This is a genomic window from Isoptericola sp. NPDC056618 (genome assembly GCF_042792715.1).
In the GTDB taxonomy this organism is placed as follows: Bacteria; Actinomycetota; Actinomycetes; order Actinomycetales; family Cellulomonadaceae; genus Isoptericola; species Isoptericola nanjingensis.
Genome location: NZ_JBHTVZ010000014.1, coordinates 1 through 26,294, shown reverse-complemented (window position 1 = coordinate 26,294; position 26,294 = coordinate 1). Strand labels below are relative to the sequence as shown.

At 70.0% G+C, this 26,294-nt stretch carries 24 protein-coding genes; 3 read left to right on the top strand and 21 right to left on the bottom strand.

Annotated features, from left to right (window positions below; translation table 11 throughout):
• Positions 1-3: 3 nt before the first annotated feature.
• From rpsC to ACFQ8T_RS15620, 19 genes are all read right to left on the bottom strand, one after another.
• A complete protein-coding gene (gene rpsC / locus ACFQ8T_RS15710; RefSeq protein WP_430547437.1) occupies positions 4-837 on the bottom strand; it encodes a 30S ribosomal protein S3 in 834 nt (277 codons plus the stop codon).
• Positions 837-1,205 (bottom strand): 50S ribosomal protein L22, encoded by a 369-nt coding sequence (gene rplV / locus ACFQ8T_RS15705; RefSeq protein ID WP_079572426.1) that lies wholly within the window; start codon positions 1,203-1,205, stop codon positions 837-839. Before rplV ends, rpsC begins: the two co-directional genes overlap by 1 nt.
• Positions 1,206-1,264: 59 nt before the next feature.
• Positions 1,265-1,546 (bottom strand): 30S ribosomal protein S19, encoded by a 282-nt coding sequence (gene rpsS, locus ACFQ8T_RS15700; protein WP_075829208.1) that lies wholly within the window; start codon positions 1,544-1,546, stop codon positions 1,265-1,267.
• Between the two features lie 15 nt (positions 1,547-1,561).
• Entirely contained in the window at positions 1,562-2,398 is an 837-nt protein-coding gene (gene rplB, locus ACFQ8T_RS15695; RefSeq protein ID WP_429764765.1) for a 50S ribosomal protein L2, read from the bottom strand.
• Between the two features lie 29 nt (positions 2,399-2,427).
• Complete coding sequence (gene rplW, locus ACFQ8T_RS15690) at positions 2,428-2,730, bottom strand: 50S ribosomal protein L23 (RefSeq protein ID WP_079572420.1); 303 nt, start codon at positions 2,728-2,730, stop codon at positions 2,428-2,430.
• Positions 2,727-3,425: a 50S ribosomal protein L4 gene (gene rplD, locus ACFQ8T_RS15685; protein ID WP_430547436.1), complete on the bottom strand. Its 699-nt coding sequence runs from the start codon at positions 3,423-3,425 to the stop codon at positions 2,727-2,729. Before rplD ends, rplW begins: the two co-directional genes overlap by 4 nt.
• A gap of 4 nt (positions 3,426-3,429) precedes the next feature.
• The gene (rplC, locus tag ACFQ8T_RS15680; protein WP_429764768.1) at positions 3,430-4,083 is read right to left on the bottom strand and encodes a 50S ribosomal protein L3; all 654 of its coding nucleotides are present in this window, start codon (positions 4,081-4,083) and stop codon (positions 3,430-3,432) included.
• A gap of 13 nt (positions 4,084-4,096) precedes the next feature.
• Positions 4,097-4,405: a 30S ribosomal protein S10 gene (gene rpsJ / locus ACFQ8T_RS15675; protein WP_013837837.1), complete on the bottom strand. Its 309-nt coding sequence runs from the start codon at positions 4,403-4,405 to the stop codon at positions 4,097-4,099.
• 494 nt (positions 4,406-4,899) lie between these two features.
• Positions 4,900-6,096, bottom strand: coding sequence for an elongation factor Tu (gene tuf / locus ACFQ8T_RS15670; protein WP_429764770.1), 1,197 nt, complete (start codon positions 6,094-6,096; stop codon positions 4,900-4,902).
• Positions 6,097-6,225: 129 nt separating this feature from the next.
• Entirely contained in the window at positions 6,226-8,328 is a 2,103-nt protein-coding gene (fusA, locus tag ACFQ8T_RS15665) for an elongation factor G (RefSeq protein ID WP_430547435.1), read from the bottom strand.
• 112 nt (positions 8,329-8,440) lie between these two features.
• The gene (rpsG, locus tag ACFQ8T_RS15660) at positions 8,441-8,911 is read right to left on the bottom strand and encodes a 30S ribosomal protein S7 (RefSeq protein WP_429764774.1); all 471 of its coding nucleotides are present in this window, start codon (positions 8,909-8,911) and stop codon (positions 8,441-8,443) included.
• Entirely contained in the window at positions 8,911-9,285 is a 375-nt protein-coding gene (gene rpsL, locus ACFQ8T_RS15655) for a 30S ribosomal protein S12 (protein ID WP_416342463.1), read from the bottom strand. Before rpsL ends, rpsG begins: the two co-directional genes overlap by 1 nt.
• Before the next feature lie 392 nt (positions 9,286-9,677).
• Positions 9,678-13,559 (bottom strand): DNA-directed RNA polymerase subunit beta', encoded by a 3,882-nt coding sequence (locus ACFQ8T_RS15650; protein ID WP_430547434.1) that lies wholly within the window; start codon positions 13,557-13,559, stop codon positions 9,678-9,680.
• A gap of 56 nt (positions 13,560-13,615) precedes the next feature.
• The gene (gene rpoB, locus ACFQ8T_RS15645) at positions 13,616-17,128 is read right to left on the bottom strand and encodes a DNA-directed RNA polymerase subunit beta (protein ID WP_430547433.1); all 3,513 of its coding nucleotides are present in this window, start codon (positions 17,126-17,128) and stop codon (positions 13,616-13,618) included.
• 562 nt (positions 17,129-17,690) lie between these two features.
• On the bottom strand, positions 17,691-18,083 hold the full coding sequence (rplL, locus tag ACFQ8T_RS15640) for a 50S ribosomal protein L7/L12 (RefSeq protein WP_429764780.1): 393 nt from the start codon (positions 18,081-18,083) through the stop codon (positions 17,691-17,693).
• 83 nt (positions 18,084-18,166) lie between these two features.
• Positions 18,167-18,697: a 50S ribosomal protein L10 gene (gene rplJ / locus ACFQ8T_RS15635; RefSeq protein ID WP_429764782.1), complete on the bottom strand. Its 531-nt coding sequence runs from the start codon at positions 18,695-18,697 to the stop codon at positions 18,167-18,169.
• Between the two features lie 288 nt (positions 18,698-18,985).
• Positions 18,986-19,108, bottom strand: a complete 123-nt coding sequence (locus tag ACFQ8T_RS15630) for a hypothetical protein (protein WP_281251988.1) — start codon at positions 19,106-19,108, stop codon at positions 18,986-18,988.
• Positions 19,109-19,209: 101 nt separating this feature from the next.
• Positions 19,210-21,762: a CHAT domain-containing protein gene (locus tag ACFQ8T_RS15625; protein WP_430547432.1), complete on the bottom strand. Its 2,553-nt coding sequence runs from the start codon at positions 21,760-21,762 to the stop codon at positions 19,210-19,212.
• A 16-nt stretch (positions 21,763-21,778) separates the two neighbouring features.
• Positions 21,779-22,894, bottom strand: a complete 1,116-nt coding sequence (locus ACFQ8T_RS15620) for a S8 family serine peptidase (protein WP_430547431.1) — start codon at positions 22,892-22,894, stop codon at positions 21,779-21,781.
• A gap of 148 nt (positions 22,895-23,042) precedes the next feature.
• On the opposite strand from ACFQ8T_RS15620, the gene ACFQ8T_RS15615 reads away from it, so the two are divergent.
• On the top strand, positions 23,043-23,219 hold the full coding sequence (locus ACFQ8T_RS15615; protein ID WP_430547430.1) for a hypothetical protein: 177 nt from the start codon (positions 23,043-23,045) through the stop codon (positions 23,217-23,219).
• A gap of 582 nt (positions 23,220-23,801) precedes the next feature.
• Here ACFQ8T_RS15615 and ACFQ8T_RS15610 read toward each other — a convergent pair.
• The gene (locus ACFQ8T_RS15610) at positions 23,802-24,323 is read right to left on the bottom strand and encodes a carboxypeptidase-like regulatory domain-containing protein (RefSeq protein WP_430547429.1); all 522 of its coding nucleotides are present in this window, start codon (positions 24,321-24,323) and stop codon (positions 23,802-23,804) included.
• The gene (locus ACFQ8T_RS15605) at positions 24,320-24,955 is read right to left on the bottom strand and encodes an RNA polymerase sigma factor (protein WP_429764791.1); all 636 of its coding nucleotides are present in this window, start codon (positions 24,953-24,955) and stop codon (positions 24,320-24,322) included. Before ACFQ8T_RS15605 ends, ACFQ8T_RS15610 begins: the two co-directional genes overlap by 4 nt.
• 281 nt (positions 24,956-25,236) lie before the next feature.
• Here ACFQ8T_RS15605 and ACFQ8T_RS15600 point away from each other — a divergent pair, with 281 nt between their 5' ends.
• Positions 25,237-25,644, top strand: coding sequence for a DUF4383 domain-containing protein (locus tag ACFQ8T_RS15600; protein ID WP_430547428.1), 408 nt, complete (start codon positions 25,237-25,239; stop codon positions 25,642-25,644).
• Complete coding sequence (locus tag ACFQ8T_RS15595) at positions 25,641-26,231, top strand: hypothetical protein (RefSeq protein WP_430547427.1); 591 nt, start codon at positions 25,641-25,643, stop codon at positions 26,229-26,231. The genes ACFQ8T_RS15600 and ACFQ8T_RS15595 overlap by 4 nt, the downstream gene beginning before the upstream one ends.
• Positions 26,232-26,294 lie beyond the last annotated feature (63 nt).

Below are 26,294 nucleotides of genomic sequence, written 5' to 3'. Positions count from 1 at the left end.
GACTCAGGCCTCCGTTCCGGACTCGGGGGCCGCAGCCTGCTCCGGCGCCGGGGCCGCGTCGGACGCGGGGGCGCTCTCGGCGGCCGGCTGGGCCTGACGCTCGGGGCGACGACCGCCACCACGGCGCTCCCCACGCTCCGGACGACCACCACGACCCCCGCGGGGGGCGGCAGTCGCCTGCTGCGCGGCGAACTCCTTCTCGGTCATGTCGCCCTTGTAGATCCACACCTTCACGCCGATACGGCCGAAGGTGGTGCGGGCCTCGAAGAAGCCGTAGTCGATGTTCGCGCGCAGCGTGTGCAGCGGCACACGACCCTCGCGGTAGAACTCCGAACGGCTCATCTCGGCGCCGCCGAGACGACCCGAGACCTGCACGCGGATGCCCTTGGCACCGGCGCGCTGCGCGGACTGGATGCCCTTGCGCATGGCGCGACGGAACGAGACGCGGCTCGCGAGCTGCTCGGCGATGCCCTGCGCGACCAGCTGCGCGTCGATCTCCGCGTTCTTGACCTCGAGGATGTTGAGCTGGACCTGCTTGCCCGTGAGCTTCTCGAGCTCGCCGCGGATGCGGTCGGCCTCGGCACCCCGGCGACCGATGACGATGCCCGGACGCGCCGTGTGGATGTCCACGCGGACGCGGTCGCGGGTGCGCTCGACCTCGACCTTGGAGATGCCGGCCCGCTCGAGACCGGTGCTCATGAGCTTGCGGATCGCCACGTCCTCGCGGACGTAGTCGCGGTACCGCTGACCAGGCTTGGTGCTGTCGGCGAACCAGCGCGACCGGTGGTCGGTGGTGATGCCGAGGCGGTACCCGTGCGGGTGAACCTTCTGCCCCACTATCGGGCCCCTTCCTTCTGCTCACGCGGTGCGACGACCACGGTGATGTGGCTGGTGCGCTTGAGGATCTGGCTCGCACGCCCCTGCGCCCGCGGACGGAACCGCTTGAGCGTCGGCCCCTCGTCGACGAACGCCGCCGAGACGAAGAGCTCCGTCTCGTCGAAACGCTCGCTGGCGCGGTCGGCCTTCACCCGGGCGTTCGCGACGGCGCTCTCCACAACCTTGCGGATCGGCTCGCTCGCCGCCTGCGGCGCGAACTTCAGCACCGCGACGGCCTCGGCGGCCTGCTTGCCACGGATGAGGTCCACGACGCGCCGGGCCTTCTGGGGCGTGACACGGACGAACCGCGCCTGCGCCTTGGCTTCCATTGCTGTCCTGCTTCCTTTTCTCAGACCGTCGGGGCCTGTCGTCCGGCTGACCCGGGGGGTCAGCGGCGACGGCCCTTCTTGTCGTCCTTCACGTGGCCGCGGAAGGTTCGCGTGGGAGCGAACTCGCCGAGCTTGTGGCCGACCATCGCCTCGGTGACGAAGACCGGGGTGTGCTTCCGGCCGTCGTGCACGGCGAAGGTGTGACCGAGGAAGTCGGGCGTGATGACCGACCGACGGGACCAGGTCTTGATGACGTTCTTGGTCCCCTTCTCGTTCTGAGCGTCCACCTTCTTCTGCAGGTGGTCGTCGACGAAGGGGCCCTTCTTCAGGCTACGAGGCATCTGTCAGGCTCCTTTTCAGCGCTTCTTGCCGGTGCGGCGACGGCGGACGATCAGCTTGTCGCTCGGCTTGTTCGGGCGGCGGGTCCGGCCCTCGGGCTGGCCCCACGGGCTGACCGGGTGGCGACCACCGGAGGTCTTGCCCTCACCACCACCGTGCGGGTGGTCGACCGGGTTCATGACCACGCCACGGACGGTCGGGCGGACGCCCTTCCACCGCTTGCGGCCGGCCTTGCCCCAGTTGATGTTCGACTGCTCGGCGTTGCCCACCTCGCCGACCGTGGCGCGGCAGCGCAGGTCGACGTTGCGGATCTCGCCGGACGGCATGCGCAGCTGCGCGTACGGGCCGTCCTTCGCGACGAGCTGCACGGAGGCACCCGCGGAGCGGGCGATCTTCGCGCCGCCACCGGGGCGGAGCTCGACGGCGTGGATGACCGTACCGGTCGGGATGTTGCGCAGCGGCAGGTTGTTGCCGGGCTTGATGTCGGCGCCGGCACCGGCCTCGACGACGTCGCCCTGCGACAGCTTGTTCGGCGCGACGATGTAGCGCTTCGTGCCGTCCGCGTAGTGCAGGAGCGCGATCCGAGCCGTGCGGTTCGGGTCGTACTCGATGTGCGCGACCTTGGCGGGCACGCCGTCCTTGTCGTGGCGACGGAAGTCGATCACGCGGTAGGCACGCTTGTGGCCACCGCCCTTGTGACGGGTCGTGATGCGACCGGAGTTGTTGCGCCCACCCGTCTTGGACAGCGGACGGACCAGAGACTTCTCCGGCTGCGAGCGCGTGATCTCGACGAAGTCGGCGACGCTGGAGCCGCGGCGTCCGGGCGTCGTCGGCTTGTACTTACGGATTCCCATGGGTTAGTCCTCGATCTGCTCTCTGCGCCTCAGGAAGCCGGACCGCCGAAGATGTCGATCGTGCCCTCACGGAGGGTCACGATCGCGCGCTTCGTGTCCTTGCGCTTGCCCAGGCCGAAGCGCGTGCGACGCGCCTTGCCCTTGCGGTTGATCGTGTTGACCGAGTCGACCTTGACGCCGAAGACCTGCTCGACCGCGATCTTGATCTCGGTCTTGTTGGCCCGCGGGTCCACGACGAAGGTGTACTTGCCCTCGTCGAGGAGGTTGTAGGACTTCTCGGAGACGACCGGCGCGATCAGGATGTCGCGCGGGTCCTTCGTCACGGCGGTCACTTGGTGGCCTCCTCGGTCTCGGCCGCCTCGGACTCCGTGGCGACAGCCTTCACGCTCTTGCCCGTGGCCGGGCCGGCGAGGAACGCGGCGAGCGCGCCCTCGGTGAAGACGACGTCGTCGGAGACGAGCACGTCGTAGGTGTTGAGCTGGTCCGCGGTCAGCAGGTGGACCTGCTCGACGTTGCGGAGCGACAGGATCGTCAGCTCGTCCGAGCGCTCGGTGACCACGAGGACGTGCGTGCGCTCGGTGAGCGCCGCGATCGTCTTGACGGCGGTCCGGGTCGACGGCGCACCGTCGAGGCCGAAGCCGGAGACCACGTGGACGCGGCCGGCGCGAGCCCGGTCGGAGAGGGCGCCACGGAGCGCGGCGGCCTTCATCTTCTTCGGGGTCCGCTGGTCGTACTTGCGCGGCTGCGGGCCGTGGACGGTGCCACCGCCGGCGAACTGCGGGGCGCGGGTCGAACCCTGACGGGCGCGGCCGGTGCCCTTCTGCTTGTACGGCTTGCGGCCACCGCCGCGGACGTCGCCGCGGGTCTTGGTGGCGTGCGTCCCCTGGCGGGCGGCGGCGCGCTGCGCCACGACCACCTGGTGGATCAGCGGGACGTTGGTGACGGTGTCGAACACCTCGGCGGGAAGCTCGGCGGTGCCGGCCTTCTTGCCCTGGGCGTCGAGCACGTCGACGGTCTGGTTGGCCATGGGGTCACGCACCCTTCGCAGCGGTACGCACGACGACGACGCCACCCTTGGGGCCGGGAACCGCGCCCTTGACGAGCAGCAGACCCTTCTCGGCGTCGACCGCGTGGACGGTCAGGTTCTGGACGGTCATGCGCTCGTGGCCCATGCGACCGGCCATCCGCAGACCCTTGAACACGCGCGACGGCGTCGAGGCGCCGCCGATCGAGCCGGCCTTGCGGTGGTTGCGGTGAGCACCGTGGGAGGCGCCGACGCCGGAGAAGCCGTGGCGCTTCATGACACCGGCGGTGCCCTTGCCCTTGGTGGTGCCGACGACGTCGACCACGGCACCGGCCTCGAAGGCCTCGGCGGTGATCTCCTGGCCGAGCGTGAACTCGGCGGCGTCCTCGGTGCGGACCTCGGCGACGTGACGACGCGGCGTGACGCCGGCCTTCTCGAAGTGGCCCTTGAGCGGCTTGGTGACCTTGCGCGGGTCGATCTGGCCGGCGGCGAGCTGCACGGCCGCGTAGCCGTCGGCGTCCGCGGAGCGGACCTGCGTCACGACGTTGGTCGGGACGGCCACGACGGTGACGGGGACCAGACGACCGGCGTCGTCCCACAGCTGCGTCATGCCGAGCTTGGTGCCGAGCACCGCGGTCACGTTCTTCTGCTGGTTGGTCATATCTATCCCAGCCTCAGAGCTTGATCTCGATGTTCACGTCGGCAGGCAGGTCGATCCGCATGAGCGAGTCGACGGCCTTCGGCGTGGGATCGATGATGTCGATGAGCCGCTTGTGCGTGCGCATCTCGAAGTGCTCGCGGCTGTCCTTGTACTTGTGAGGCGACCGGATGACGGTGAAGACGTTCTTCTCCGTCGGCAGCGGCACCGGACCCACGACCGTCGCACCAGCGCGCGTCACCGTGTCGACGATCTTGCGCGCCGAGCTGTCGATGACCTCGTGGTCGTAGGACTTGAGCCGGATGCGGATCTTCTGTCCCGCCATGGCGTCGTCTGACTCTCTCTCTCGAACCGCTACTGTCCGACCCCCGCGCTCGGGCGTGTCGCGCTAGGCGACGTACCCGGGCGCACACCGAACCGGCGTGGGGCCGTTGATTGTGGTCCGCGGGGCGGACCACGACGTTTGTCGGGCCTGTCGAGACATGTGTCCCGCGGGGCGCTCTAGCGCGTCGACAGCCGGCAACCCCGCGACCCCTCTCCGGGAGGGGATCCGCTCCAGGTGACGGGACCGTTCCGGAGATCCGGACCGGCACACGCACCGTGGTGCTACACACTGTTCGACACGAGAAAGAACGCGCCCGTGACAGGCAACCTGAACATCTTGCCACAGGGAGCCCCGTGATTCCAAGCCGGAACGGGGTTCGACCGCTGTGACGCCGGACGCACCGCACCTCGGGCGGCACGCGCCGGGCGCGCAGGAGGCCCGGACCCTGTCGGGCCCGGGCCTCCTGCTCAGGCGATCAGCCGAGGATCAGCAGATCACTTGATGATCTTGGTGACCCGGCCGGAGCCCACGGTGCGCCCACCCTCACGGATGGCGAAGCCGAGGCCCTCCTCCATGGCGATCGGCTGGATCAGCGCGACCGTCATCTCGGTGTTGTCGCCGGGCATGACCATCTCGGTGCCCTCGGGCAGCGTGATGACGCCGGTGACGTCGGTGGTGCGGAAGTAGAACTGCGGACGGTAGTTCGAGTAGAACGGGTTGTGACGCCCACCCTCGTCCTTGCCCAGGATGTAGACCTGCGCCTCGAAGTCCGTGTGCGGGGTGATCGAGCCCGGCTTCACGACGACCTGGCCGCGCTCGACGTCCTCGCGCTTGATGCCGCGCAGGAGCAGACCGGTGTTGTCGCCGGCCTGAGCCTGGTCCATCTGCTTGTGGAACGTCTCGATACCGGTGACCGTGGTCTTCTGCGGCTCGCGGATACCGACGATCTCGACCTCGGAGTTGACGTCGAGCGTGCCACGCTCCACCTTGCCGGTCACGACGGTGCCGCGGCCGGTGATGGTGAAGACGTCCTCGATCGGCATGAGGAACGGCTTGTCGAGCTCGCGCACGGGGTCGGGGACGTTCTCGTCCACGGCCTCCATGAGCTCCAGGACCCGCTTGGTCCACTCGGGGTCACCCTCGAGGGCCTTGAGGCCGGAGACGCGGACGACGGGCGCGTTGTCGCCGTCGAACTCCTGCGACGACAGCAGCTCGCGGACCTCCATCTCGACGAGCTCGAGGATCTCCTCGTCGTCGACCATGTCGGCCTTGTTGAGCGCGACCAGCAGGTAGGGGACGCCCACCTGGCGGGCCAGCAGCACGTGCTCGCGCGTCTGGGCCATCGGGCCGTCGGTCGCCGCGACCACCAGGATCGCGCCGTCCATCTGGGCGGCACCGGTGATCATGTTCTTGATGTAGTCGGCGTGACCCGGAGCATCGACGTGCGCGTAGTGACGCTTGGGCGTCTCGTACTCGATGTGCGCGATGTTGATCGTGATACCGCGCTGCTTCTCCTCCGGCGCGGCGTCGATCTCGTCGAAGTTCCGCTGCGTGTTCGCCGGCAGGTCGGGGTACGTGTCCGCAAGCGTCTTCGAGATCGCGGCGGTCAGCGTCGTCTTGCCGTGGTCGACGTGCCCGATCGTGCCGATGTTGACGTGCGGCTTGGTCCGCTCGAACTTGGCCTTAGCCACTGGGGTCCTCCTGGGACTTGGGTAGATGTTCCCGAACGTTGCGAGACTCGGCGAGAGAGCCTACATCCCGCGGGGCGACGGGGGTTTCCTACAGGTTGATGGTTGTGCTGGTCGTCGACCTGTGGGGACTCACTCGCCCCGGGTCTTCTTGATGATCTCGTCAGCAACGTTGCGAGGAACCTCGGCGTAGCTGTCGAACTGCATCGAGTACACGGCACGGCCCTGCGTCTTGGAACGCAGGTCACCGATGTACCCGAACATCTCGCTCAACGGTACCTGGGCGCGCACGACCTTGACACCGGTCGCGTCCTCCATGGACTGGATCATCCCACGACGCGAGTTGATGTCGCCGATCACGTCGCCCATGTACTCCTCGGGCGTCCGGACCTCGACGGCCATCACGGGCTCGAGGATGACCGGGTCGGCCCGCTTGATGCCCTCCTTGAAGACCATCGAGCCGGCGATCTTGAACGCCATCTCCGAGGAGTCGACGTCGTGGTAGGCGCCGTCGAGCAGCGTGGCCTTGACCCCCACCACGGGGAACCCGGCCAGCACGCCCTGCTGCATCGCCGACTGGATACCGGCGTCCACGGACGGGATGTACTCGCGCGGGATACGACCACCGGTGACGGCGTTGGCGAACTCGTAGAGCTCGCCCTCCGTCGTCTCGAGCGGCTCGAAGGTCACCTGGACCTTGGCGAACTGGCCCGAACCACCGGTCTGCTTCTTGTGCGTGTAGTCGATCTTCTCCGCGGTACGGCGGATCGTCTCGCGGTACGCGACCTGCGGCTTGCCGACGTTCGCCTCGACCTTGAACTCGCGACGCATGCGGTCGACGAGGATGTCGAGGTGGAGCTCGCCCATGCCGCCGATGACGGTCTGGCCGGTCTCCTCGTCCAGCTTGACGCGGAAGGTCGGGTCCTCCTGGGCGAGCTTCTGGATCGCCGTGGAGAGCTTCTCCTGGTCGGCCTTCGTCTTCGGCTCGATGGCCACGTCGATGACCGGCTCCGGGAAGGTCATCGACTCGAGGATGACCGGGTTCGCCGGGTCGCAGAGCGTGTCACCGGTGGTGACGTCCTTGAGCCCGATGAAGGCGTAGATGTGCCCGGCGTGCGCCTCTTCGACCGGGTTCTCCTTGTTGGAGTGCATCTGGAAGAGCTTCCCGATGCGCTCCTTCTTGCCCTTGGTCGAGTTCTGGACCTGAGCGCCCTGCGCGACCTTGCCCGAGTAGACGCGGACGTAGGTGAGCTTGCCGAAGAACGGGTGCGTGGCGACCTTGAACGCGAGGGCCGAGAACGGCTCCGTCTCGTCCGGACGACGCTCGATGATCTTCTCGGCGTCCTTGACGTCGTGGCCCTGGACGGCCGGGACGTCGAGCGGGGTCGGCAGGTAGTCGATCACGGCGTCGAGCATGGGCTGCACGCCCTTGTTCTTGAACGCCGAGCCGCACAGGACCGGGAAGGCCTCGGACCGGATGACGAGCTTGCGGATGCCGGACTTGATCTCGGCGACCGTGAGCTCCTCGCCACCGAGGAACTTCTCGAGCAGCTCGTCGTCGGCCTCGGCGACGGCCTCGACGAGCTCGGCCCGGTACTGCTCGGCCTTCTCGACGAGGTCGGCCGGGATGTCCTCGACCGCGTACTCCTCGCCCATCTTGGTGTCGCCGCGCCAGGTGAGCGCCTTCATCTCGAGCAGGTCGACGACGCCCTCGAAGTCGTTCTCGGCGCCGATCGGCAGCTGGATGACCAGCGGCTTCGCCTTGAGGCGGTTGATGATGGTGTCGACCGTGAAGTAGAAGTCGGCGCCGAGCTTGTCCATCTTGTTGACGAAGCAGATGCGCGGCACGTCGTACTTGTCGGCCTGGCGCCACACGGTCTCCGACTGGGGCTCCACGCCCTCCTTGCCGTCGAACACCGCGACGGCACCGTCGAGCACGCGCAGCGAGCGCTCGACCTCGACGGTGAAGTCCACGTGACCCGGGGTGTCGATGATGTTGATCTGGTTGTTCTTCCAGTAGCAGGTCGTCGCGGCGGACGTGATCGTGATGCCGCGCTCCTGCTCCTGCTCCATCCAGTCCATCGTCGACGCACCGTCGTGCGTCTCACCGATCTTGTAGTTCACACCGGTGTAGAACAGGATGCGCTCGGTGGTGGTGGTCTTGCCGGCATCGATGTGGGCCATGATGCCGATGTTGCGGACCTTGTTCAGGTCGGTCAGCACGTCGAGTGCCACGGTGTCTTACCCCTTGTCGGTGGAAGGTCGGAAGCCGGGCCGGAGGGCCGGCTGCCGGCCGGTTCCGGATCCTCGGACGGCCCCGGGGGTCACCCGGGGCCGTCCGTGCGCATCACCAGCGGTAGTGCGCGAAGGCCTTGTTCGAGTCGGCCATCTTGTGCATGTCCTCGCGGCGCTTCACGGCGGCACCGAGGCCGTTGGAGGCGTCGAGGATCTCGTTCATGAGGCGCTCGGTCATCGTCTTCTCGCGGCGGGCGCGCGAGAAGTCCGTGAGCCAGCGCAGCGCGAGCGTCGTGGAACGCACGGGGCGCACCTCGACCGGCACCTGGTAGGTGGCGCCACCGACACGGCGGGAGCGGACCTCGAGGGCCGGGCGGACGTTCTCCAGCGCGCGCTTGAGCACGACGACCGGGTCCTGGTCCGTCTTGGCACGGACGCCCTCGAGGGCGCCGTAGACGATCGCCTCGGCGGTGGACTTCTTGCCGTCGAGCAGGACCTTGTTGATCAGCTGCGTGACGACGGGCGACCCGTAGACGGGGTCGACGATGAGCGGCCGCTTGGGGGCCGGACCCTTGCGAGGCATCAGGCCTTCTCCTTCTTCGCGCCGTACTTGCTGCGGGCCTGCTTGCGGTTCTTCACGCCCTGCGTGTCGAGCGCGCCGCGCACGATCTTGTAGCGGACACCCGGGAGGTCCTTCACACGGCCGCCGCGGACGAGCACGATCGAGTGCTCCTGCAGGTTGTGGCCGACACCGGGGATGTACGCCGTGACCTCGGTACCCGAGGACAGCTTGACGCGCGCGACCTTGCGGAGCGCGGAGTTCGGCTTCTTGGGGGTGGTGGTGTACACGCGGGTGCACACGCCGCGCCGCTGGGGCGAGTCCTTGAGGGCCGGCGTCTTCGACGCCACGGCCTTCGTGGACCGGCCCTTGCGGACGAGCTGCTGGATCGTAGGCACTACGTCTCCGTCGTCTTCTCGAGCTCACGAGGGCCGGGCGGCCCTCGACGGTGGTCTGTCTGGCTGGTGCGTGCCGATCGCATGCGGCACCCGCGGCCCTCACGGACCGCAACGCCACTTACCACCGGCTCGATGGCCCGGATCAGCTCAGCTCCCCCGCCCTCACGGACGGTCCGAGCGATCTTCCCGGGGTACCTGTGCGCTCAGGACGGCGACGCCTCCGGCAGCCGGCCCGAGCGAGGACGCTCTGGGCTGACAGCGGGATGCGCGCGCGACGGCACGGGCACGGCTTCCAAGATTACCCGCGGAAGCAAGCGGGGTCAAAGGATCGGGAGGGGCGCACGCTGTGACGTGCGCCCCTCCCGGACTACCTCGTGGTGAGGATCAGCGGACTAGCGGAAGTCGCCGAAGTCCAGGTCCTCCAGCGGGATCGCCTCGCCCGAGCCCATACCGAGCGTCGGGAAGTCGATCTCGTCGTAGCCGAAGCTCGGGTAGAGCTCGGCCTTGGCCTGCTCGGTCGGCTCGACCTCGATGTTCCGGTAGCGGGGCAGGCCCGTGCCGGCGGGGATGAGCTTACCGAGGATGACGTTCTCCTTGAGGCCCAGCAGCGGGTCACGACGACCGCTCATCGCCGCCTCGGTCAGCACGCGGGTCGTCTCCTGGAAGGAGGCGGCCGAGAGCCACGAGTCGGTGGCGAGCGACGCCTTCGTGATGCCCATGAGCTCCGGACGGCCGGAGGCCGGCTGGCCACCCTCCGCCACGGCCCGACGGTTCGCGTCCTCGAAGCGGACGCGCTCCGCCAGCTCGCCCGGCAGCAGGTGCGAGTCACCCGAGTCGAGCACGGTCACGCGACGCAGCATCTGCCGCACGATGACCTCGATGTGCTTGTCGTGGATGTCCACGCCCTGCGAGCGGTAGGTCTCCTGGACCTCGTCCACCAGGTGCTTCTGCGTGGCACGCGGGCCGAGGATGCGCAGCACCTTCTTCGGGTCGACGGCGCCCTGGACCAGCTGGGTGCCGACCTGGACCTGATCGCCGTCGGCGATCAGGAGGCGGGCACGCTTGGTCACCGGGTAGCGGATCTCCTCGCCGCCGTCGGCCGGCGTGAGGACCAGGTGGCGCGTGCGCTCCGTGTCCTCGATCGCCACGGTGCCGGTGTACTCCGCGATCGGGGCCTCGCCCTTGGGGGTGCGGGCCTCGAACAGCTCGGTGACACGGGGCAGACCCTGCGTGATGTCCTCCGCGGAGGCGACACCACCGGTGTGGAAGGTACGCATCGTCAGCTGCGTGCCCGGCTCACCGATCGACTGCGCCGCGATGATGCCGACGGCCTCGCCGATGTCCACCAGCTTGCCGGTGGCCAGGGAGCGGCCGTAGCACTTGGCGCAGGTGCCGACGCGCGACTCGCAGGTCAGCACGGACCGGACCTTGACGTTCTCGATGCCGGCGGCGATCACCTTGTCGATGATCACGTCGCCCGCGTCCGAGCCCGCCTCGGCCACGACGTTGCCGTCCGCGTCCACGACGTCCGTCGCGAACGTGCGCGAGTAGATGCTCGTCTCGACGCGCGGGTGCGGCACCAGCACGTCGCCGATGCGCTCGGCGACGGGCAGCGTGAGGCCGCGCTCGGTGCCGCAGTCCTCCTCGCGGATGATGACGTCCTGCGACACGTCGACGAGGCGACGGGTCAGGTAGCCGGAGTCCGCGGTACGCAGCGCCGTGTCGGCCAGACCCTTGCGGGCACCGTGCGAGGCGATGAAGTACTCGAGGACGGACAGGCCCTCGCGGTAGTTGGACTTGATCGGGCGGGGGATGATCTCGCCCTTCGGGTTCGCCACGAGGCCGCGCATACCGGCGATCTGGCGGACCTGCATCCAGTTACCACGGGCGCCCGAGGACACCATGCGGTACAGCGTGTTCCGCGAGTTGCTCTCGAGGTTCTCGCGCATGACCGACGCGATCTTGTCGGTGGCCTGGGTCCAGATCTCGATGAGCTCCTGACGGCGCTCGTCGTCGGTGATCAGACCCTTGTCGAACTGGTCCTGGACCTTCAGCGCACGCTGCTCGTGCTCGTCCAGGATGTCGTTCTTGACCTCCGGCATCGCGACGTCGGAGATCGCGATCGTGACGCCCGAGCGCGTGGCCCAGCGGTAGCCGGCGTCCTTCAGCGCGTCGAGCGACGTCGCGACGTCGACCTTCGGGTAGCGCTCCGCCAGGTCGTTGACGATCGTCGAGAGCTCCTTCTTGCCGACGACGCCGTTCTGGAACGGGTAGTCGATCGGGAGCGCCTCGTTGAAGATCGTGCGGCCCAGGGTGGTCTCGAACAGCAGCGGCTGCCCGGGCTCCCAGCCCTCGGGGGCCTCGAAGCCGCTGGTCGGCGGAACGAGGTCCGACATCCGCAGCTTGATCGTGGCGTTGAGGTCCAGCGCGCCGCGGTCGAGGGCCATGATCGCCTCGGCCTGCGAGGAGAAGACCCGCCCCTCCCCCGTCGCGCCGGGGCGGTCCGAGGTGAGGTGGTGCAGACCGATGATCATGTCCTGCGAGGGCATGGTCACCGGACGGCCGTCCGACGGCTTGAGGATGTTGTTGCTCGAGAGCATGAGGATGCGGGCCTCGGCCTGCGCCTCGGCGCTCAGGGGCAGGTGGACCGCCATCTGGTCGCCGTCGAAGTCCGCGTTGAACGCGGCGCACACGAGCGGGTGCAGGTGGATGGCCTTGCCCTCGACGAGCTGCGGCTCGAAGGCCTGGATGCCCAGGCGGTGGAGGGTGGGGGCACGGTTCAGCAGCACCGGGTGCTCCTGGATGACCTCCTCCAGCACGTCCCAGACCTCGCCGCGGGTGCGCTCGACCATGCGCTTGGCGCTCTTGATGTTCTGCGCGTGGTTGAGCTCGACGAGCCGCTTCATGACGAACGGCTTGAACAGCTCGAGCGCCATCTGCTTGGGCAGGCCGCACTGGTGCAGCTTGAGCTGCGGGCCGACCACGATGACCGAACGGCCCGAGTAGTCGACGCGCTTGCCGAGCAGGTTCTGGCGGAACCGGCCCTGCTTGCCCTTGAGCATGTCGGAGATCGACTTCAGCGGGCGGTTGCCCGGACCCGTGACCGGGCGGCCGCGGCGACCGTTGTCGAACAGCGAGTCCACGGCCTCCTGGAGCATCCGCTTCTCGTTGTTGACGATGATCTCCGGCGCGCCCAGGTCGAGCAGGCGCTTGAGCCGGTTGTTGCGGTTGATCACGCGGCGGTACAGGTCGTTGAGGTCCGACGTCGCGAAGCGGCCACCGTCGAGCTGCACCATCGGGCGCAGGTCCGGCGGGATGACCGGGACGGCGTCGAGCACCATCGCCGTGGGCGAGTTGGTCGTCGTGAGGAACGCGTTGACGACCTTCAGGCGCTTGAGCGCGCGCGTCTTGCGCTGGCCCTTGCCCGTCCGGATGGTCTCGCGCAGCGACTGGGCCTCGGCCTCCAGGTCGAAGCTCTCGAGGCGCTTCTGGATCGCCGCGGCGCCCATCGAGCCCTCGAAGTACGTGCCGTAGCGGTCGACGAGCTGGCGGTACAGCATCTCGTCGCCCTCGAGGTCCGCGACCTTGAGGTTCTTGAACCGGTCCCAGACCTGCTCGAGGCGGTCCAGCTCCTGGTCCGCACGCTTGCGCAGCTGCGCCATCTCGCGCTCGGCGGAGTCGCGCACCTTGCGGCGCGCGTCCGCCTTGGCGCCCTCGGCCTCCAGCTCGGCCAGGTCGGCCTCGAGCTTGGCGGCACGGGTGTTGATGTCGTTGTCGCGGCGGTCCGAGATCTCCTTCTTCTCCAGGTCGATCTCGTTCTGGAGGTTCGGGAGGTCCTCGTGGCGGGCCTCGTCGTCGACCCACGTGACCATGTAGGCCGCGAAGTAGATGACCTTCTCCAGGTCCTTCGGGGCCAGGTCCAGCAGGTAGCCGAGGCGCGACGGCACACCCTTGAAGAACCAGATGTGCGTGACCGGGGCGGCGAGCTCGATGTGGCCCATGCGCTCACGGCGCACCTTCGAGCGCGTCACCTCGACGCCGCAGCGCTCGCAGATGATGCCCTTGAAGCGCACGCGCTTGTACTTGCCGCAGTAGCACTCCCAGTCCCGGGTGGGGCCGAAGATCTTCTCGCAGAAGAGCCCGTCCTTCTCCGGCTTCAGGGTGCGGTAGTTGATGGTCTCGGGCTTCTTGACCTCTCCGTGCGACCAGGCACGGATGTCGTCGGCCGTGGCCAGGCCGATACGCAGCTCGTCGAAGACGTTGACGTCGAGCAAGATGTCCTACTTCCTCAAAGCTTTCGAATGTCCGTGGAGTTCAGCTGGTCGCTGGATCAGATCTCGTCGACCGTGGCAGCCGAGTTGGGGCGGCGCGACAGATCGATGCCCAGCTCCTCCGCGGCGCGGTACACCTCGTCGTCGGACTCCTTCATCTCGATGGAGGTCCCGTCGCTCGAGAGCACCTCGACGTTCAGGCACAGCGACTGCATCTCCTTGAGGAGCACCTTGAAGGACTCCGGGATGCCCGAGTCGGGGATGTTCTCGCCCTTGACGATCGCCTCGTAGACCTTCACGCGGCCCGGGACGTCGTCGGACTTGATGGTGAGCAGCTCCTGCAGCGTGTAGGCCGCGCCGTACGCCTCGAGGGCCCACACCTCCATCTCGCCGAAGCGCTGGCCGCCGAACTGCGCCTTACCACCCAGCGGCTGCTGCGTGATCATCGAGTACGGGCCGGTCGAGCGCGCGTGGATCTTGTCGTCGACCAGGTGGTGGAGCTTGAGGATGTACATGTAGCCCACCGACACCGGGTCCGGGAAAGGCTCGCCGGAGCGGCCGTCGAAGAGCCGGGCCTTGCCGTCGGTCGCGACCATGCGGTCGCCGTCGCGGTTCGGCAGGGTCGTGGAGAGCAGGCCGCGCAGGCCGGACTCCTCGAGGCCGTCGAACACCGGCGTCGCCACCGGCGTCCCCGGCTCCGACTTCGACGCGACCTCGGGCAGGGTCTCCTTCCAGGAGAGGTCCTCGCCCTCGGCCAGCTCGATGTCCCAGCCGCGGCTCGCGACCCACCCGAGGTGCGTCTCGAGAACCTGGCCGACGTTCATGCGGCCGGGCACGCCCAGCGGGTTGAGGATGACGTCGACCGGCGTCCCGTCGGGGAGGAACGGCATGTCCTCCTGCGGCAGGATCTTCGAGATGACGCCCTTGTTGCCGTGGCGGCCGGCGAGCTTGTCGCCGACGGTGATCTTGCGGCGCTGGGCGATGTAGACGCGGACCAGCTGGTTCACGCCGGCGGGCAGCTCGTCGCCGTCCTCGCGGTTGAACTCGCGGACGCCGATGACCGTGCCCTGCTCGCCGTGGGGCACCTTGAGGGACGTGTCGCGCACCTCGCGGGCCTTCTCGCCGAAGATGGCGCGCAGCAGGCGCTCCTCCGGGGTGAGCTCGGTCTCGCCCTTCGGCGTGACCTTGCCGACCAGCACGTCGCCCGCGCCGACCTCGGCACCGATGCGGATGACACCGCGCTCGTCGAGGTCCGCCAGGACGTCCTCGGAGACGTTCGGGATGTCCCGCGTGATCTCCTCGGGCCCGAGCTTGGTGTCGCGGGCGTCGACCTCGTGCTCCTCGATGTGGATCGAGGACAGGACGTCGTCCTCCACGAGGCGCTGCGACAGGATGATCGCGTCCTCGTAGTTGTGGCCCTCCCACGACATGAACGCGACGAGCAGGTTGCGGCCGAGCGCGAGGTCGCCCTCGTCGGTCGCCGGGCCGTCGGCCAGCACGGAGCCGACCTCGACCCGCTGGCCCTCGTCCACGAGCACGCGCTGGTTGTAGCTGGTGCCCTGGTTCGACCGGCGGAACTTCGCCGCGCGGTACGAGCCCGTGGTGCCGTCGTCGTTCGCGACGAGGACCAGGTCGGCGGACACCTCGGTGACCACACCGGGCTTGGTCGCGACGATGACGTCGCCGGCGTCGACCGCCGCACGACGCTCCATGCCGGTGCCGACCAGCGGCGCCTCGGAGCGCACCAGCGGCACGGCCTGGCGCTGCATGTTGGCGCCCATGAGCGCGCGGTTCGCGTCGTCGTGCTCGAGGAACGGGATGAGCGCCGTCGCGACGGACACCATCTGGCGCGGCGAGACGTCCATGTAGTCGACCTCGGCCGGCGGCAGGTCGTCGGTCTCGCCGCCCTTGGTGCGCACCAGGACGCGGTCGTTGAGGAACGTGCCGTCCACGGCGAGCTCGGTGTTCGCCTGGGCGATGATGTGCCGGTCCTCGTCGTCGGCGGTCAGGTAGACGATCTCGTCCGTGACCTTGCCGTCGGTGACCTTGCGGTACGGCGTCTCGATGAAGCCGAACGGGTTGATGCGACCGAACGACGCGAGCGAGCCGATGAGGCCGATGTTCGGGCCCTCAGGGGTCTCGATCGGGCACATGCGGCCGTAGTGCGACGGGTGGACGTCACGGACCTCCATGCCGGCACGGTCGCGGGACAGACCACCCGGGCCGAGGGCGTTCAGACGACGCTTGTGCGTCAGGCCCGCGAGCGGGTTGTTCTGGTCCATGAACTGCGACAGCTGCGAGGTGCCGAAGAACTCGCGGATCGACGCCACCACGGGGCGGATGTTGATCAGCGTCTGCGGCGTGATCGCCTCGACGTCCTGCGTCGTCATGCGCTCACGGACCACGCGCTCCATGCGGGACAGGCCCGTGCGCACCTGGTTCTGGATGAGCTCGCCGACGGCGCGGATGCGACGGTTGCCGAAGTGGTCGATGTCGTCGGTCTCGACGCGGACCTCGGTCGGCTGGCCGTCGCGGGTGCCGGGGATGGTCTCCAGGTCGGCGTGCAGCGCGGCAAGGTACTTGATCGTCGCGACGACGTCGGTCACGGACAGCGTCGAGTCCGCCAGCGGCGCGTCGACGCCCAGCTTCTTTCTGATCTTGTAGCGACCGACCTTCGCGAGGTCGTAGCGCTTCGGGTTGAAGTAGAAGTTCTCGAGCAGCGCGCGACCGGCCTCGACCGTGGGCGGCTCGCCCGGACGGATCTTGCGGTACAGGTCGACGAGGGCCTCGTCCTGGGTGTGGACGTGGTCCTTCTCGAGGGTGTCGAGCACGGACGGGAAGTCCGCGAACTCCTCGCGGATCTCCGCCTCCGTGAGGCCGAGGGCCTTCAGCAGGACGGTGACGGGCTGCTTGCGCTTGCGGTCGACGCGCACGCCGACGGCGTCGCGCTTGTCGATCTCGAACTCGAGCCAGGCGCCGCGCGACGGGATGACCTTCGCCGAGAAGACGTCCTTGTCGCTCGTCTTGTCGGGGGTGCGCTCGAAGTAGACGCCCGGGGAACGGACCAGCTGCGAGACGACGACGCGCTCGGTGCCGTTGATGATGAACGTGCCACGCGCGGTCATGAGCGGGAAGTCGCCCATGAACACCGTCTGGCTCTTGATCTCACCGGTCGTGTAGTTCACGAACTCGGCCGTCACGAACAGCGGGGCGGCGAAGGTGAAGTCCTTCTCCTTGCACTCGTCCGCGGTGTACTTCGGCGGCTCGAAGCGGTGGTTCGAGAAGGAGAGGGACATCGACTGGCCGAAGTCCTCGATCGGCGAGATCTCCTCGAAGATCTCCTCGAGGCCGGACGTCGCGGGGACGTCGGAGCGGCCGGCGGCGGTGGCCGCCTCGACCCGGGCCTGCCAGGCGGGGCTGCCGAGGAGCCAGTCGAAGCTCTCGGTCTGCAGCCCGAGGAGGTCGGGGACCTCGAGCGGCTCGTAGATCTTGGCGAAGGAGACGCGGCGGGAAGCGGTGCGGTTCGCGATGGCGTCGGCGGACGGAACAGAAGGGGTGCGCGAGGCAGCCAAGAGGGGTCCTTCCCTGCAGTTCGATGGCACGCTGTACGCTCTGCGAGGGCTGGAGGCGCCGGACCGCGGGAGTGGACCGCCTCAGGGGTCACGAAGACGTGATCACGGAGGGCGGGGCATCGTCGGCGGGGAGGCGTCGGGGCACAAGCGAGCGCAAAGCGCTAGCGTAGCCAGAACTTCATCGTTTGTCCAACTCGCGCGGGCACACGAGCGGACGCCCTCGGTTCTGGGTCTTGAGGACGTTGTCTCGGTGGCCGCCATATGCCGCCCAAGAAACGGTTGTCGGACCAGCCTAACCCGTGGTAGGCGGCTGCGGCCAGGCACCCGCGCGCGACGTCGGTCACGACACGACACCTCCACAACCGGCCCGCTCCCCCGCGCGCCGGACCGCGTTGCTCGCTCGCCGCGGCAGTCTGGGCTCACGGCGGCAGCTCGAACTGCCGCGCCGAGCCGGAAGTGCCGCGCCGACGACGTCGGACATCGGCGTCGGACGCAGCGAGGCCCGCACCCCCCGAAGGGGATGCGGGCCTCGCGGAAGCGATGCGCGGCTAGGCCGCGGCGATCACTTGAGGGTGACGGTGGCGCCGGCGCCCTCGAGGGCAGCCTTGGCCTTCTCGGCCGTCTCCTTGTTCGCGGCCTCCAGGACCGGCTTCGGGGCGCCGTCCACGAGGTCCTTGGCCTCCTTCAGGCCGAGGGACGTGAGCGCGCGCACCTCCTTGATGACCTGGATCTTCTTGTCGCCGGCGGCCTCGAGGATGACGTCGAACTCGTCCTTCTCCTCGGCGGCCTCGGCGCCACCGGCACCGCCGGCGGCGGGGGCGGCGACCGCGACGGCGGCGGGAGCGGCGGCGGTGACCTCGAACTTGTCCTCGAAGGCCTTCACGAACTCGTTGAGCTCGATGAGCGTGAGCTCCTCGAAGGCGGCCAGGAGCTCGTCGGTGCTGAGCTTCGCCATGATGGCGTTCCTTTCGGTTGGTGCGTCCTGGGGCCGGGGGCCCCGCAGAAGCAAGGGAGGGGGTTGTGCTTGCCGCACCGCCGTCAGGCGGCAGCGGCCTCCGATTCCTGCTTCTGACGCAGGGCATCGATGACGCGAGCGGCCTGGGCCGGCTTCGCGCTGAAGGCGTAGGCAGCCTGGAAGAGCTTGGCCTTCATCGCGCCGGCCGTCTTGGCCAGCAGGACCTCGCGGGACTCGAGGTCCGCGAGCTTGGTGACCTCTGCAGCGGTCAGCGGCTTCCCGTCAAGGACACCGCCCTTGATGACCAGTGCAGGGTTCGCCTTGGCGAAGTCACGCAGACCCTTGGCGGCCTCGACCGGGTCGCCGGTCACGAACGCGATCGCGGACGGACCCTTGAGGTCGGCCTCGAACGCGTCGATCCCGGCCTCCTTGGCCGCGATGGACGTCAGCGTGTTCTTCACCACGGCGTAGGTTGCGTTGCCGCTGAGCGACCGACGCAGCTCCTTGAGCTGTGCGACGGTGAGCCCGCGGTACTCGGTCAGCACGGCCGCGTTCGCGTCACGGAACTTGTCCGCGACCTCCGCGACAGCGGCTGCCTTGTCCGGCCTCGCCATGGCAATCCTTCCGGTGGTGGTGCCACCGGTACCTGCAAGAGAAAGAGCCCCGGCGCAGGTGCGCACGGGGCTCGGAGCTCACAGCCAGGCTGTGTGGTCGTCGTCGTGTCACCTACGCAGGCCCCCGCACTCTCACGGGACTTGGGTCTTCGGCTTGCTGGGGCGAGCCCGGGCAGCGTCGGACGACCGGCGGTCTTGGGTTACCCGAGAACTGTACACGACGACGGGCGGCGGTTCGGCACGCTCGCGCCGTCCCACCGCCCGCGCGCAGACGGCGTCGTGACGCCGTCAGTGGGAGCTGAACGGGTGCTGCGGGCCCGGGGGCTCCGCGGACGCCGTGGCGGCGGCGCCCACCACGGCGGTGGCGGCGAGCAGCAGACCAGCGATGACGCGGGTGGCACGTGTCTTCATCGAACATCCTTCCATCGGTCGTCCCCGCCTTGCGGCGGGCCGCCGGCATCGGCACCGACATCACAGCGGCGGCAGGAGGTGAGCACAAGGTGTCGTCCACATCACAGGACGAGCGGGCCGAAGCACACCAACGGCACGGGTTCCGGCTCGTCCGCGACGGCACGGGCAAGCGCCTCACCAGGGCGAAGCCCGTCGCGAAGTCCTCGATGGAGCGCCGGCATGACGCGCACCGCGACCTCGTCGCGCAGGGGTGCGACGCTCGCGACCACGGCACGCGCTCCCATGCGCAACAGCACGCTCGTCAGGCCGAGGGGCTCACCGCCGTGCTTGATGCTGACCGACCCCACGTCGCAGGCCGAGAGAACCATGACGGACCGGGCGAGATCCGTCCCGTCGAGCTCGTGCGCGAACAGCGGCCCGTCCGCGAGGCGCACGCTCGAGAAGACCGGGTTGTCGGGCTCGTGCTGACCGTGCGCTGCCAGGTGGACGATCGCGTGCCCGTCGAGCTCACGGGCCACGGTCTCGCACGTGGCCCGCGCGTCGGTCAGGACGGTCGTTCCTGCACCCCACACGTTCGCGACGGCATCTGCCTCGGCAGGGGCGTGCCGCAGCTCTGGCCCTGCGACGACGAGCGCCGGACCGGGTGACCACTCGGCCCTCCCCCGTGCGACCCACGAGTTCACCACCGTCGACGTCCCTCGACGCGACGGGAGCGACGCCCACGGCAGCGAGACCAGACGGCCACGGGCCGCGACGAAGAGGGGGACCCCGGGGTCGGTACCCCGGAGCAACGTGGCATCCAACCAGGCGAGGTCGCGCTCGAGCGATCGGAGGGCAGCCGCTCTCATCGGGGCGGGGATCAGCGGATTGGCGAGCACGTACTGGTCGGCACGGACGCGACGCGCTCGCTCCACGACGTCCTGGACCTGGCCGAGCTCCATGACCCGGGCACCGGACCGGTCCACGCGGACGGCGAGGACCTTCCCGCGATAGAGCGCAAAGTTGAGCACCACCCGATCCGACGGCGCGGCACGCAGCTCGGCGCGGATCATCCGCGCGGTCGCTGCACGCGGTGCCTCGATCTCACCCTCGACCTGCCAGGACCGTTCACGCGCCCGGTCCTGGAGCCGCCTCGCCTCGCGCCGGAGCTGCAAGGGTTCGCGCGACGATTCGGACTTCTCGAGCTCGAGCGCACGAGCCCGGTCCAGCAGGCTCCGCGCCGCCGACACCAGCGCGGCAGTCTCGCCGTCCGCCGACGGCCTCACCCGCCCTGACCCGGCGAACGTGGCGCGTCCTCGCTCGAGCGCGTCGAAGAGGGCATCCGCCCTCCCCTGGGACAGCGCCGCCACGATGTCGACGCCCTGGAGCCGGACGCCGTGGGCAGCCGCCGCCGTGACCGCCTCGACGGCGCCCAGCCGTTGGCGCTGCACAGCCAGCAGACCCTGCCCCCGACGGATTGCCGCAAGCCCGCGGCGCCGGTCGCCCTGCCCGAACGCGACGAGGGCTCGCACTGCCTCGGCGCGCAGCCGCGTCCCCAGAGCCAGACCGGTGCGGGCCGGAAGTCCCCGCAGGTGCCCCAGTGCCGCGTCGACGTCGCCCGCGCGCGCAAGTGCGTCGGCGGCGACGAGAGAGACGTCGGCGGCCAGTCGCGCACCTCCGGGCACGGTGGCGGCGCGGTCGAGCACTTGCTCCGCCGCCCGAGCGAGCCGCCGCACGCGCGCCGGTTGCGCGCCCTCGTCGATGATCTTCCCGTGCCGGGCATCCAGTCCGATCAGGTCCGCACGAAGCTCGAGGAGCCGATCTCCCGTACGACGCGCAGACGCCCGCACGCTCCGGGCGAGGGCCAATGCCTCCAGGTACTGCTCGAGCCCGACCAGGCACCGAGCGCGCGCGAGCCTCGCGTCGAGCAGGTCACGCCGGGCCGCGGTGGACGAGAGCAGCTGTCCCGCCTGCCGGAGCGCCTCCTCCGCATCGGTGAGCAGGCCCGCTTCGTAGAGCACCGCCGCCTTGTCCATCAGACCCACCCCGGCGTGCTCAGGCGGCGCGACACGGGCCGCCTCCGCCATCGAGCGCAGCGCGGCAGGGAGCTCGCCACGGAGGAAGAGCGCGTAGCCGAGGTTGTGGGCCGCCATCGCGTGGAGCGCCGGTTCGACCCCGTCGCCGGTGATCGACACACAGCGCTCGAAGTCACGCGCGGCCAGCTCCGTCTCGCCGCGCTCGAGACGGAGAGAGCCGCGGTTGAGGTAGACGGCGCCGAGGTCGGGACCGTCGGGGAGCCCCTTCTCCGCGCTGGAGAAGTCGATCAGGGCGTCATCGAGCTGTCCGCGCCTCAGAAGCAGCAGACCACGTCGACCGTCGACCAGCGCCACGAGCGCGGAGTCGCCGCTCATCTCCGCCCACCACCGCGCTTCGGCGAGCAGGGCCAGGCAGTCCTCCGTGGCCGCCCCTTGTTCAGACATGCACCGGGACTCACCCACCAGAGCGCGCACGTGCAGCTCCGCCACAGCCGCCGGGACAGCGAGCGCGAGGCGCCCGAGCTCACGACGCACCGCTCTGTACTGACGCACTGCCAGTCCGAATCGGCGCCGGACGCGATCGTTGTCGAGGGCTCGGTCGAGCGCCCCACGCAACGCGACGACGGGATCCTCGCCCAAGGCCTCGCCTCCCCGATCAGTTCATCGCAGCGCCCTCCGGAGGCGTGAGCCCCGTGTGCTCCGCGACGGCCGCCCAGGCATCATCCAGACGCAGCCGCTGTTCGGGCGAAACGCTACCGTCCCCTCCCGAAGGCGCGACGTCCGGCGTCCGTCCGCCGCGTCGCTCCACCAGCGTGGAGGCGATCTCGCCGGCCAGGACCGGCGCGGCGAACGACGTCCCGCTCCAGGTCGCGAACCCTCCCTGGAAGCCCTCGATATCGAGGGTAGCCCGGTGCCCGGTGCCATACCGGTCCTCGATCCGCAACGAGGGCGTGATCGGACCGTCGAGGGTGGTGGGAATCGTGCTCACCACCGCGGCGCCGCACCGCGTCGTCGTCACCCAGCGGCCGTCGTTGCTGAACAGAGCCGTCGTTCCGTCAGGATTCTCTGCGCCGACCGCGAGCACCGGCGGCGCGCCGTCGCGGTCCGCGGGTGTCGACCCGATCGCCCGAGCCCGGACACGGCCGTCGTGCGGGTCGCGCGTCCGCTCGACGAGGGGCGCGAGCGCGGCGGGAAAGCTCGGCCGGGTCGTGCCGTCGTTCCCGGCGGCCGTCACCACCACGACGCCGCTCGACCTCAGCTCGTCGATGACGACGCGCAGCGCGTCGGTCACGCCGAGCTGCTCGGCCTCCTCGTGGTAGTAGCCCAGGGAGAGCACGACGACGTCGACAGGGGCACCGCCGTCGCCAGGGACAGCGTCCGCCTCCAGCCCGAGCTGGTGGAACTCCAGCAGTCGGCTGAGGGTCATGACGAGGTCGGACTCCGCGCCGACGCCGTCGCCACCGACCACCCTGATGGGCAGGATGGCAGCGTCAGGGCACTTCTGGTGCACGATGCCGGCGATGAAGGTCCCGTGCCCGGCGACCGGGTCGAGAGGACCGGTCAGCGAGGAGGCGCTGGCTCCACCGATCTCGGCGTCCTCGCTCCGTCGTGCCGGGACGGGCTGGGTCCCGATCGGGCGGCCATCGGGCAGTACCGCGTCCCGCACGACAATCCCATTGCCGTCGAGCTCCGCACCATGGTCGTCCCCCTCGGCAATGTCGTAGGTGCCGAACCAGGGGTGGGTCCCGAGCCCGGTGTCGACGATCGCCACGAGCGGTCGGAGCATCCCGTCCGCGGTGACGTACGGCGTCGGGCCGTCCACGTGCTTCCGCGCAGGTCGGTCGCCCAGCCAGGCGACAGGTGCACGTCCGCCCCAGCCGGGCATCGCGTACTCCGCCATCCCTCGCATCGGGGACGAGGTGAACGGGGACGAGGTGAACGGCGAGCTCGTGAACGGAGACGAGGTGAACGGCGAGCTCGTGAACGGAGACGACGTGAAGGGCGAGCTCGTGAACGGAGACGACGTGAAGGGCGAGCTCGTGAACGGAGACGACGTGAAGGGCGAGCTCGTGAACGGGCGCGCCAGCATCACGTGATCGAGGCTGACGCGCCGGCACCCGTGCTCGCCACCGAGCTCGAGGGTGCCACCGAGAGCCTCGACGATCTCCCAGGCGTCGGGCTCGTCCCCGTCCCTCTCGGGGACCAGACGGAGCGCGAACGCAAAGTCGTCGTCACAGTCGTCCGCAGAGGGACCGCCGGACGAGCGGCGGCTTCGTCGCCGTCCGGCCGTCTCGAGAGCAAGGGTGCAGCCGCGTTCCCGCGCGAGTCGCTCGATCTCGGTGAGGCCGGAGGGCTCCGCGTCCTCCCCGGCGCTGGCGATCGACGCCACTCGACGCACGTCCGCCGGACCCTCCGGGCCCTCGGTGAAGCGCCGGGGCGGAGGCCCCTGAACGATCACCCTGTCGGCGACGTACCAGGTGGGGCGCACCTGCGGGACGCCAGGTCGGCGCCGCACAAGCGACGGATCCAGGAAGCGCACCGGCCGGTAGTCATGGTTCGGGTCCGGCGCCGCCGCTCCGGCGGCCTGGTCTGGGGTCTCGCTCACCTGCTCCTCCTCGAGTGGGCACGCCCACGGGCGTGCAAGAGTCGTCGCCCGTCGTGCGGGCGGGTCGGCACGGTCAGAGCTCGATGACCGGCGTGGCGACGGTGACGTCGCCGCCGTCGGGCAGGCGCACGAGCAGGCTGGTGGGGCCGCGATCGACGGCGGTGAAGGCGAAGCGGCCGTCGTCGTCCGCCGTGGTGGAGCGCTCGCCGCCGGGCTGGCGCAGCTCGACGACGAGCGTCGCGGCGGGCGCGACCCAGCCGTCGAGGCGCACGTGGGTGCCGTCGTCGTCGGTGGACAGCGCGATCATCACGGTGAGGCGCTCGTGCGTGAACGTGATGGTGCGCGCCTCGAGCGGCGGGGCGTCGCCGCGCACGGACCCGACGGGGGCCTCGATCTGCTGCAGCTCCATCACGTCTGCCTCGAGCCGTGCGAGCGTCATCGCGAACAGCGACCGCTCGACGAGCCCTCGGGGCACGGGGTCGACCACCTCGACGGCGCGGCCGAGCCGCCCCAGGACGGCGACGTCGCGCGCGTCCAGGGCCTCGTCCTCACCGGGCACGGGCTCGCCCCACGCGTTCTCGTGCTTCTGGCTCATGTCCACGAGGCCTCCCCATGCTCCGTGAGGACGGCGCGCAGCTTCGCCAGGCACCGTCCCCGTGTGGCGCCGATGCTTCCCACCGGCATGCCGATCGACGCCGAGATCGCCTTGTAGTCCGGGCGGTCGGCGAGCGAGACGAGTCGCAGCAGCTCCTGGCAGCGCTCCGGGAGCCGGCGGAGCGACGACCAGAGGATCCGGTCGCGCTCGTCGGTCAGCACCTCGGCCTCCGGGCCTGGACGGGCGTCCGGCAGCGCCGCGGCGCCCTCGGTCACGTCGTCCGGCAGCTCGGTGCGCCGGCGCAGGTCCGCACGCCCCTTGCGCACCGTCTCCCAGGCGGCCCGCCGGGCCGTCACGAGGAGCCACTTCAGCACGGCCTTCGGCTCGGCGATCGTGTCCGCGTGCCGCACGAGCGCCGCCCACGTGGACTGCACCACGTCGTCGGCGACGTCCCGGTCGACGCCCTGGGCGCGCACCGTGTGCCACAGCAACGGCGTCGCCTCCCGGACCAGGTCCGACAGGGCGTCGGTGCGGCCCTCCCGGAACTCCAGGACGGCCCGCGCGGCCCGGTCGCCCAGGCTCTCGTCGGCGTCGGGCGTCCCACCGAGTGGTTCCTCAGCGGCTCGTGTCATGGCTGTTCGCACCTCGTGAGGGCTCGTCGAGAAGCCGGGGCGGCCGCGCCCCGGAGCCTCCGAGCCTACGGCGCGGCCCGACGACGCGGCAGGAGGAAGTTGCATCGACATGCAAGGACCTCCTCCTGCAGCGCTCGTGCGGTGCTGCGTACTCGTCATCGCACGGAAAGAGGACGACCCGCGCCGCGTGATACACCGGGGCCCATCCGACCGGCCGACCGCTCCGAACCACCTCCGAGCGCGGGACCACCCCGCGCCCGACAGATGAAGGAGCAGCCACCATGGGCTCGTCCGCGAACCGTCTCCTCGCCGCAGTCTTCGGCGCCGTCTACCTGCTGGTCGGCCTCGCCGGGTTCGTCGTCACCCCGGGCGTCGGCTTCGCCGCCACGGAGGGCGAGAAGCTCCTGTTCTTCGAGGTGAACCCGCTGCACAACATCATCCACGTCGCGATCGGCGCCGCCCTGCTCCTGGCCTCGCGCTCGGTCGCGGCGGCCAAGGGCGTCAACGTGACCGTCGGCGCGGTCTACCTGCTGGTCGGCGTCCTCGGCCTCTTCCTCGTCGGCACCGGCGCGAACATCATCGCGCTGAACGGCGCCGACAACGTGCTGCACCTGGCCAGCGCCCTCCTCCTGCTCGGCGTCGGGCTGGGCGCGGACCGCCGCGCCGAGACGGGCGTCGCGACGGCATGACCCGGACCGCGCCCCTGGCCCGCCTGCTCGTCGCGTTCGCGCTGGTCGGCGCCGGCCTGGTCAACATGGGCCTGGTGCGGGGCGCGTTCCCCCGTCCCCACGGCGTGTTCTCGCTGGTCGTCGGCGCGGCCGAGCTCGTGGTGGCGGTGCTCGTCCTGCGCGGGACGGCGACACGGGGCGCCGATCCCGCCGTGCTCGCGCGAGTCGCCGTCGGGGCTCTGGCCGTGACGAGCGTCCTCGGGATCGCGATGGCCGTCGCGGAGGGGACCCATGTCGGCGCGGCCGCCGCGGCGGCCTCCCTCCAGCTCGCCGCCGCCTGCGTGGTGGGTGCCACGGCCCGACCGGCGCGAGGCAGGCCGGGCGCCGACCGGCCCGACCGGTCCCGGACAGGGCCTGCGGCGACGGCCGCCGGGCGGAGGCCGCGAGCCGCCGTGTCGCTCGCGATCCTCTTCGTGGGTGCCGTGGCCGTCTCCACGGTCGCGTCCGCGGGCCTGACCGACACGGAGGCGGGAGCACGGGCCGTGCCCCACGGCCAGCACCACCTCCCCGACCTGCCCGGCCTCGAGGGCCATCACCACGGTCGGTGACCCGGACCCACCGCCGGGTCCCGGTGGGACGCCGACGGCCCGGCACCCTCGCGGGTGCCGGGC

What these genes read in the sequence shown, in the direction of transcription:
- ACFQ8T_RS15595 (WP_430547427.1), top strand. Translation starts at nt 25,641, where the DNA reads ATGACCCGGACCGCGCCCCTGGCCCGCCTGCTCGTCGCGTTCGCGCTG.
- rplL (WP_429764780.1), bottom strand. Translation starts at nt 18,083, where the DNA reads ATGGCGAAGCTCAGCACCGACGAGCTCCTGGCCGCCTTCGAGGAGCTC.
- ACFQ8T_RS15600 (WP_430547428.1), top strand. Translation starts at nt 25,237, where the DNA reads ATGGGCTCGTCCGCGAACCGTCTCCTCGCCGCAGTCTTCGGCGCCGTC.
- rplB (WP_429764765.1), bottom strand. Translation starts at nt 2,398, where the DNA reads ATGGGAATCCGTAAGTACAAGCCGACGACGCCCGGACGCCGCGGCTCC.
- rplD (WP_430547436.1), bottom strand. Translation starts at nt 3,425, where the DNA reads ATGGCCAACCAGACCGTCGACGTGCTCGACGCCCAGGGCAAGAAGGCC.
- rpsS (WP_075829208.1), bottom strand. Translation starts at nt 1,546, where the DNA reads ATGCCTCGTAGCCTGAAGAAGGGCCCCTTCGTCGACGACCACCTGCAG.
- ACFQ8T_RS15630 (WP_281251988.1), bottom strand. Translation starts at nt 19,108, where the DNA reads ATGAAGACACGTGCCACCCGCGTCATCGCTGGTCTGCTGCTCGCCGCC.
- rplC (WP_429764768.1), bottom strand. Translation starts at nt 4,083, where the DNA reads ATGACCAACCAGCAGAAGAACGTGACCGCGGTGCTCGGCACCAAGCTC.
- rplJ (WP_429764782.1), bottom strand. Translation starts at nt 18,697, where the DNA reads ATGGCGAGGCCGGACAAGGCAGCCGCTGTCGCGGAGGTCGCGGACAAG.
- ACFQ8T_RS15605 (WP_429764791.1), bottom strand. Translation starts at nt 24,955, where the DNA reads ATGACACGAGCCGCTGAGGAACCACTCGGTGGGACGCCCGACGCCGAC.
- rpsG (WP_429764774.1), bottom strand. Translation starts at nt 8,911, where the DNA reads ATGCCTCGCAAGGGTCCGGCCCCCAAGCGGCCGCTCATCGTCGACCCC.
- ACFQ8T_RS15610 (WP_430547429.1), bottom strand. Translation starts at nt 24,323, where the DNA reads ATGAGCCAGAAGCACGAGAACGCGTGGGGCGAGCCCGTGCCCGGTGAG.
- rpsJ (WP_013837837.1), bottom strand. Translation starts at nt 4,405, where the DNA reads ATGGCGGGACAGAAGATCCGCATCCGGCTCAAGTCCTACGACCACGAG.
- rplV (WP_079572426.1), bottom strand. Translation starts at nt 1,205, where the DNA reads ATGGAAGCCAAGGCGCAGGCGCGGTTCGTCCGTGTCACGCCCCAGAAG.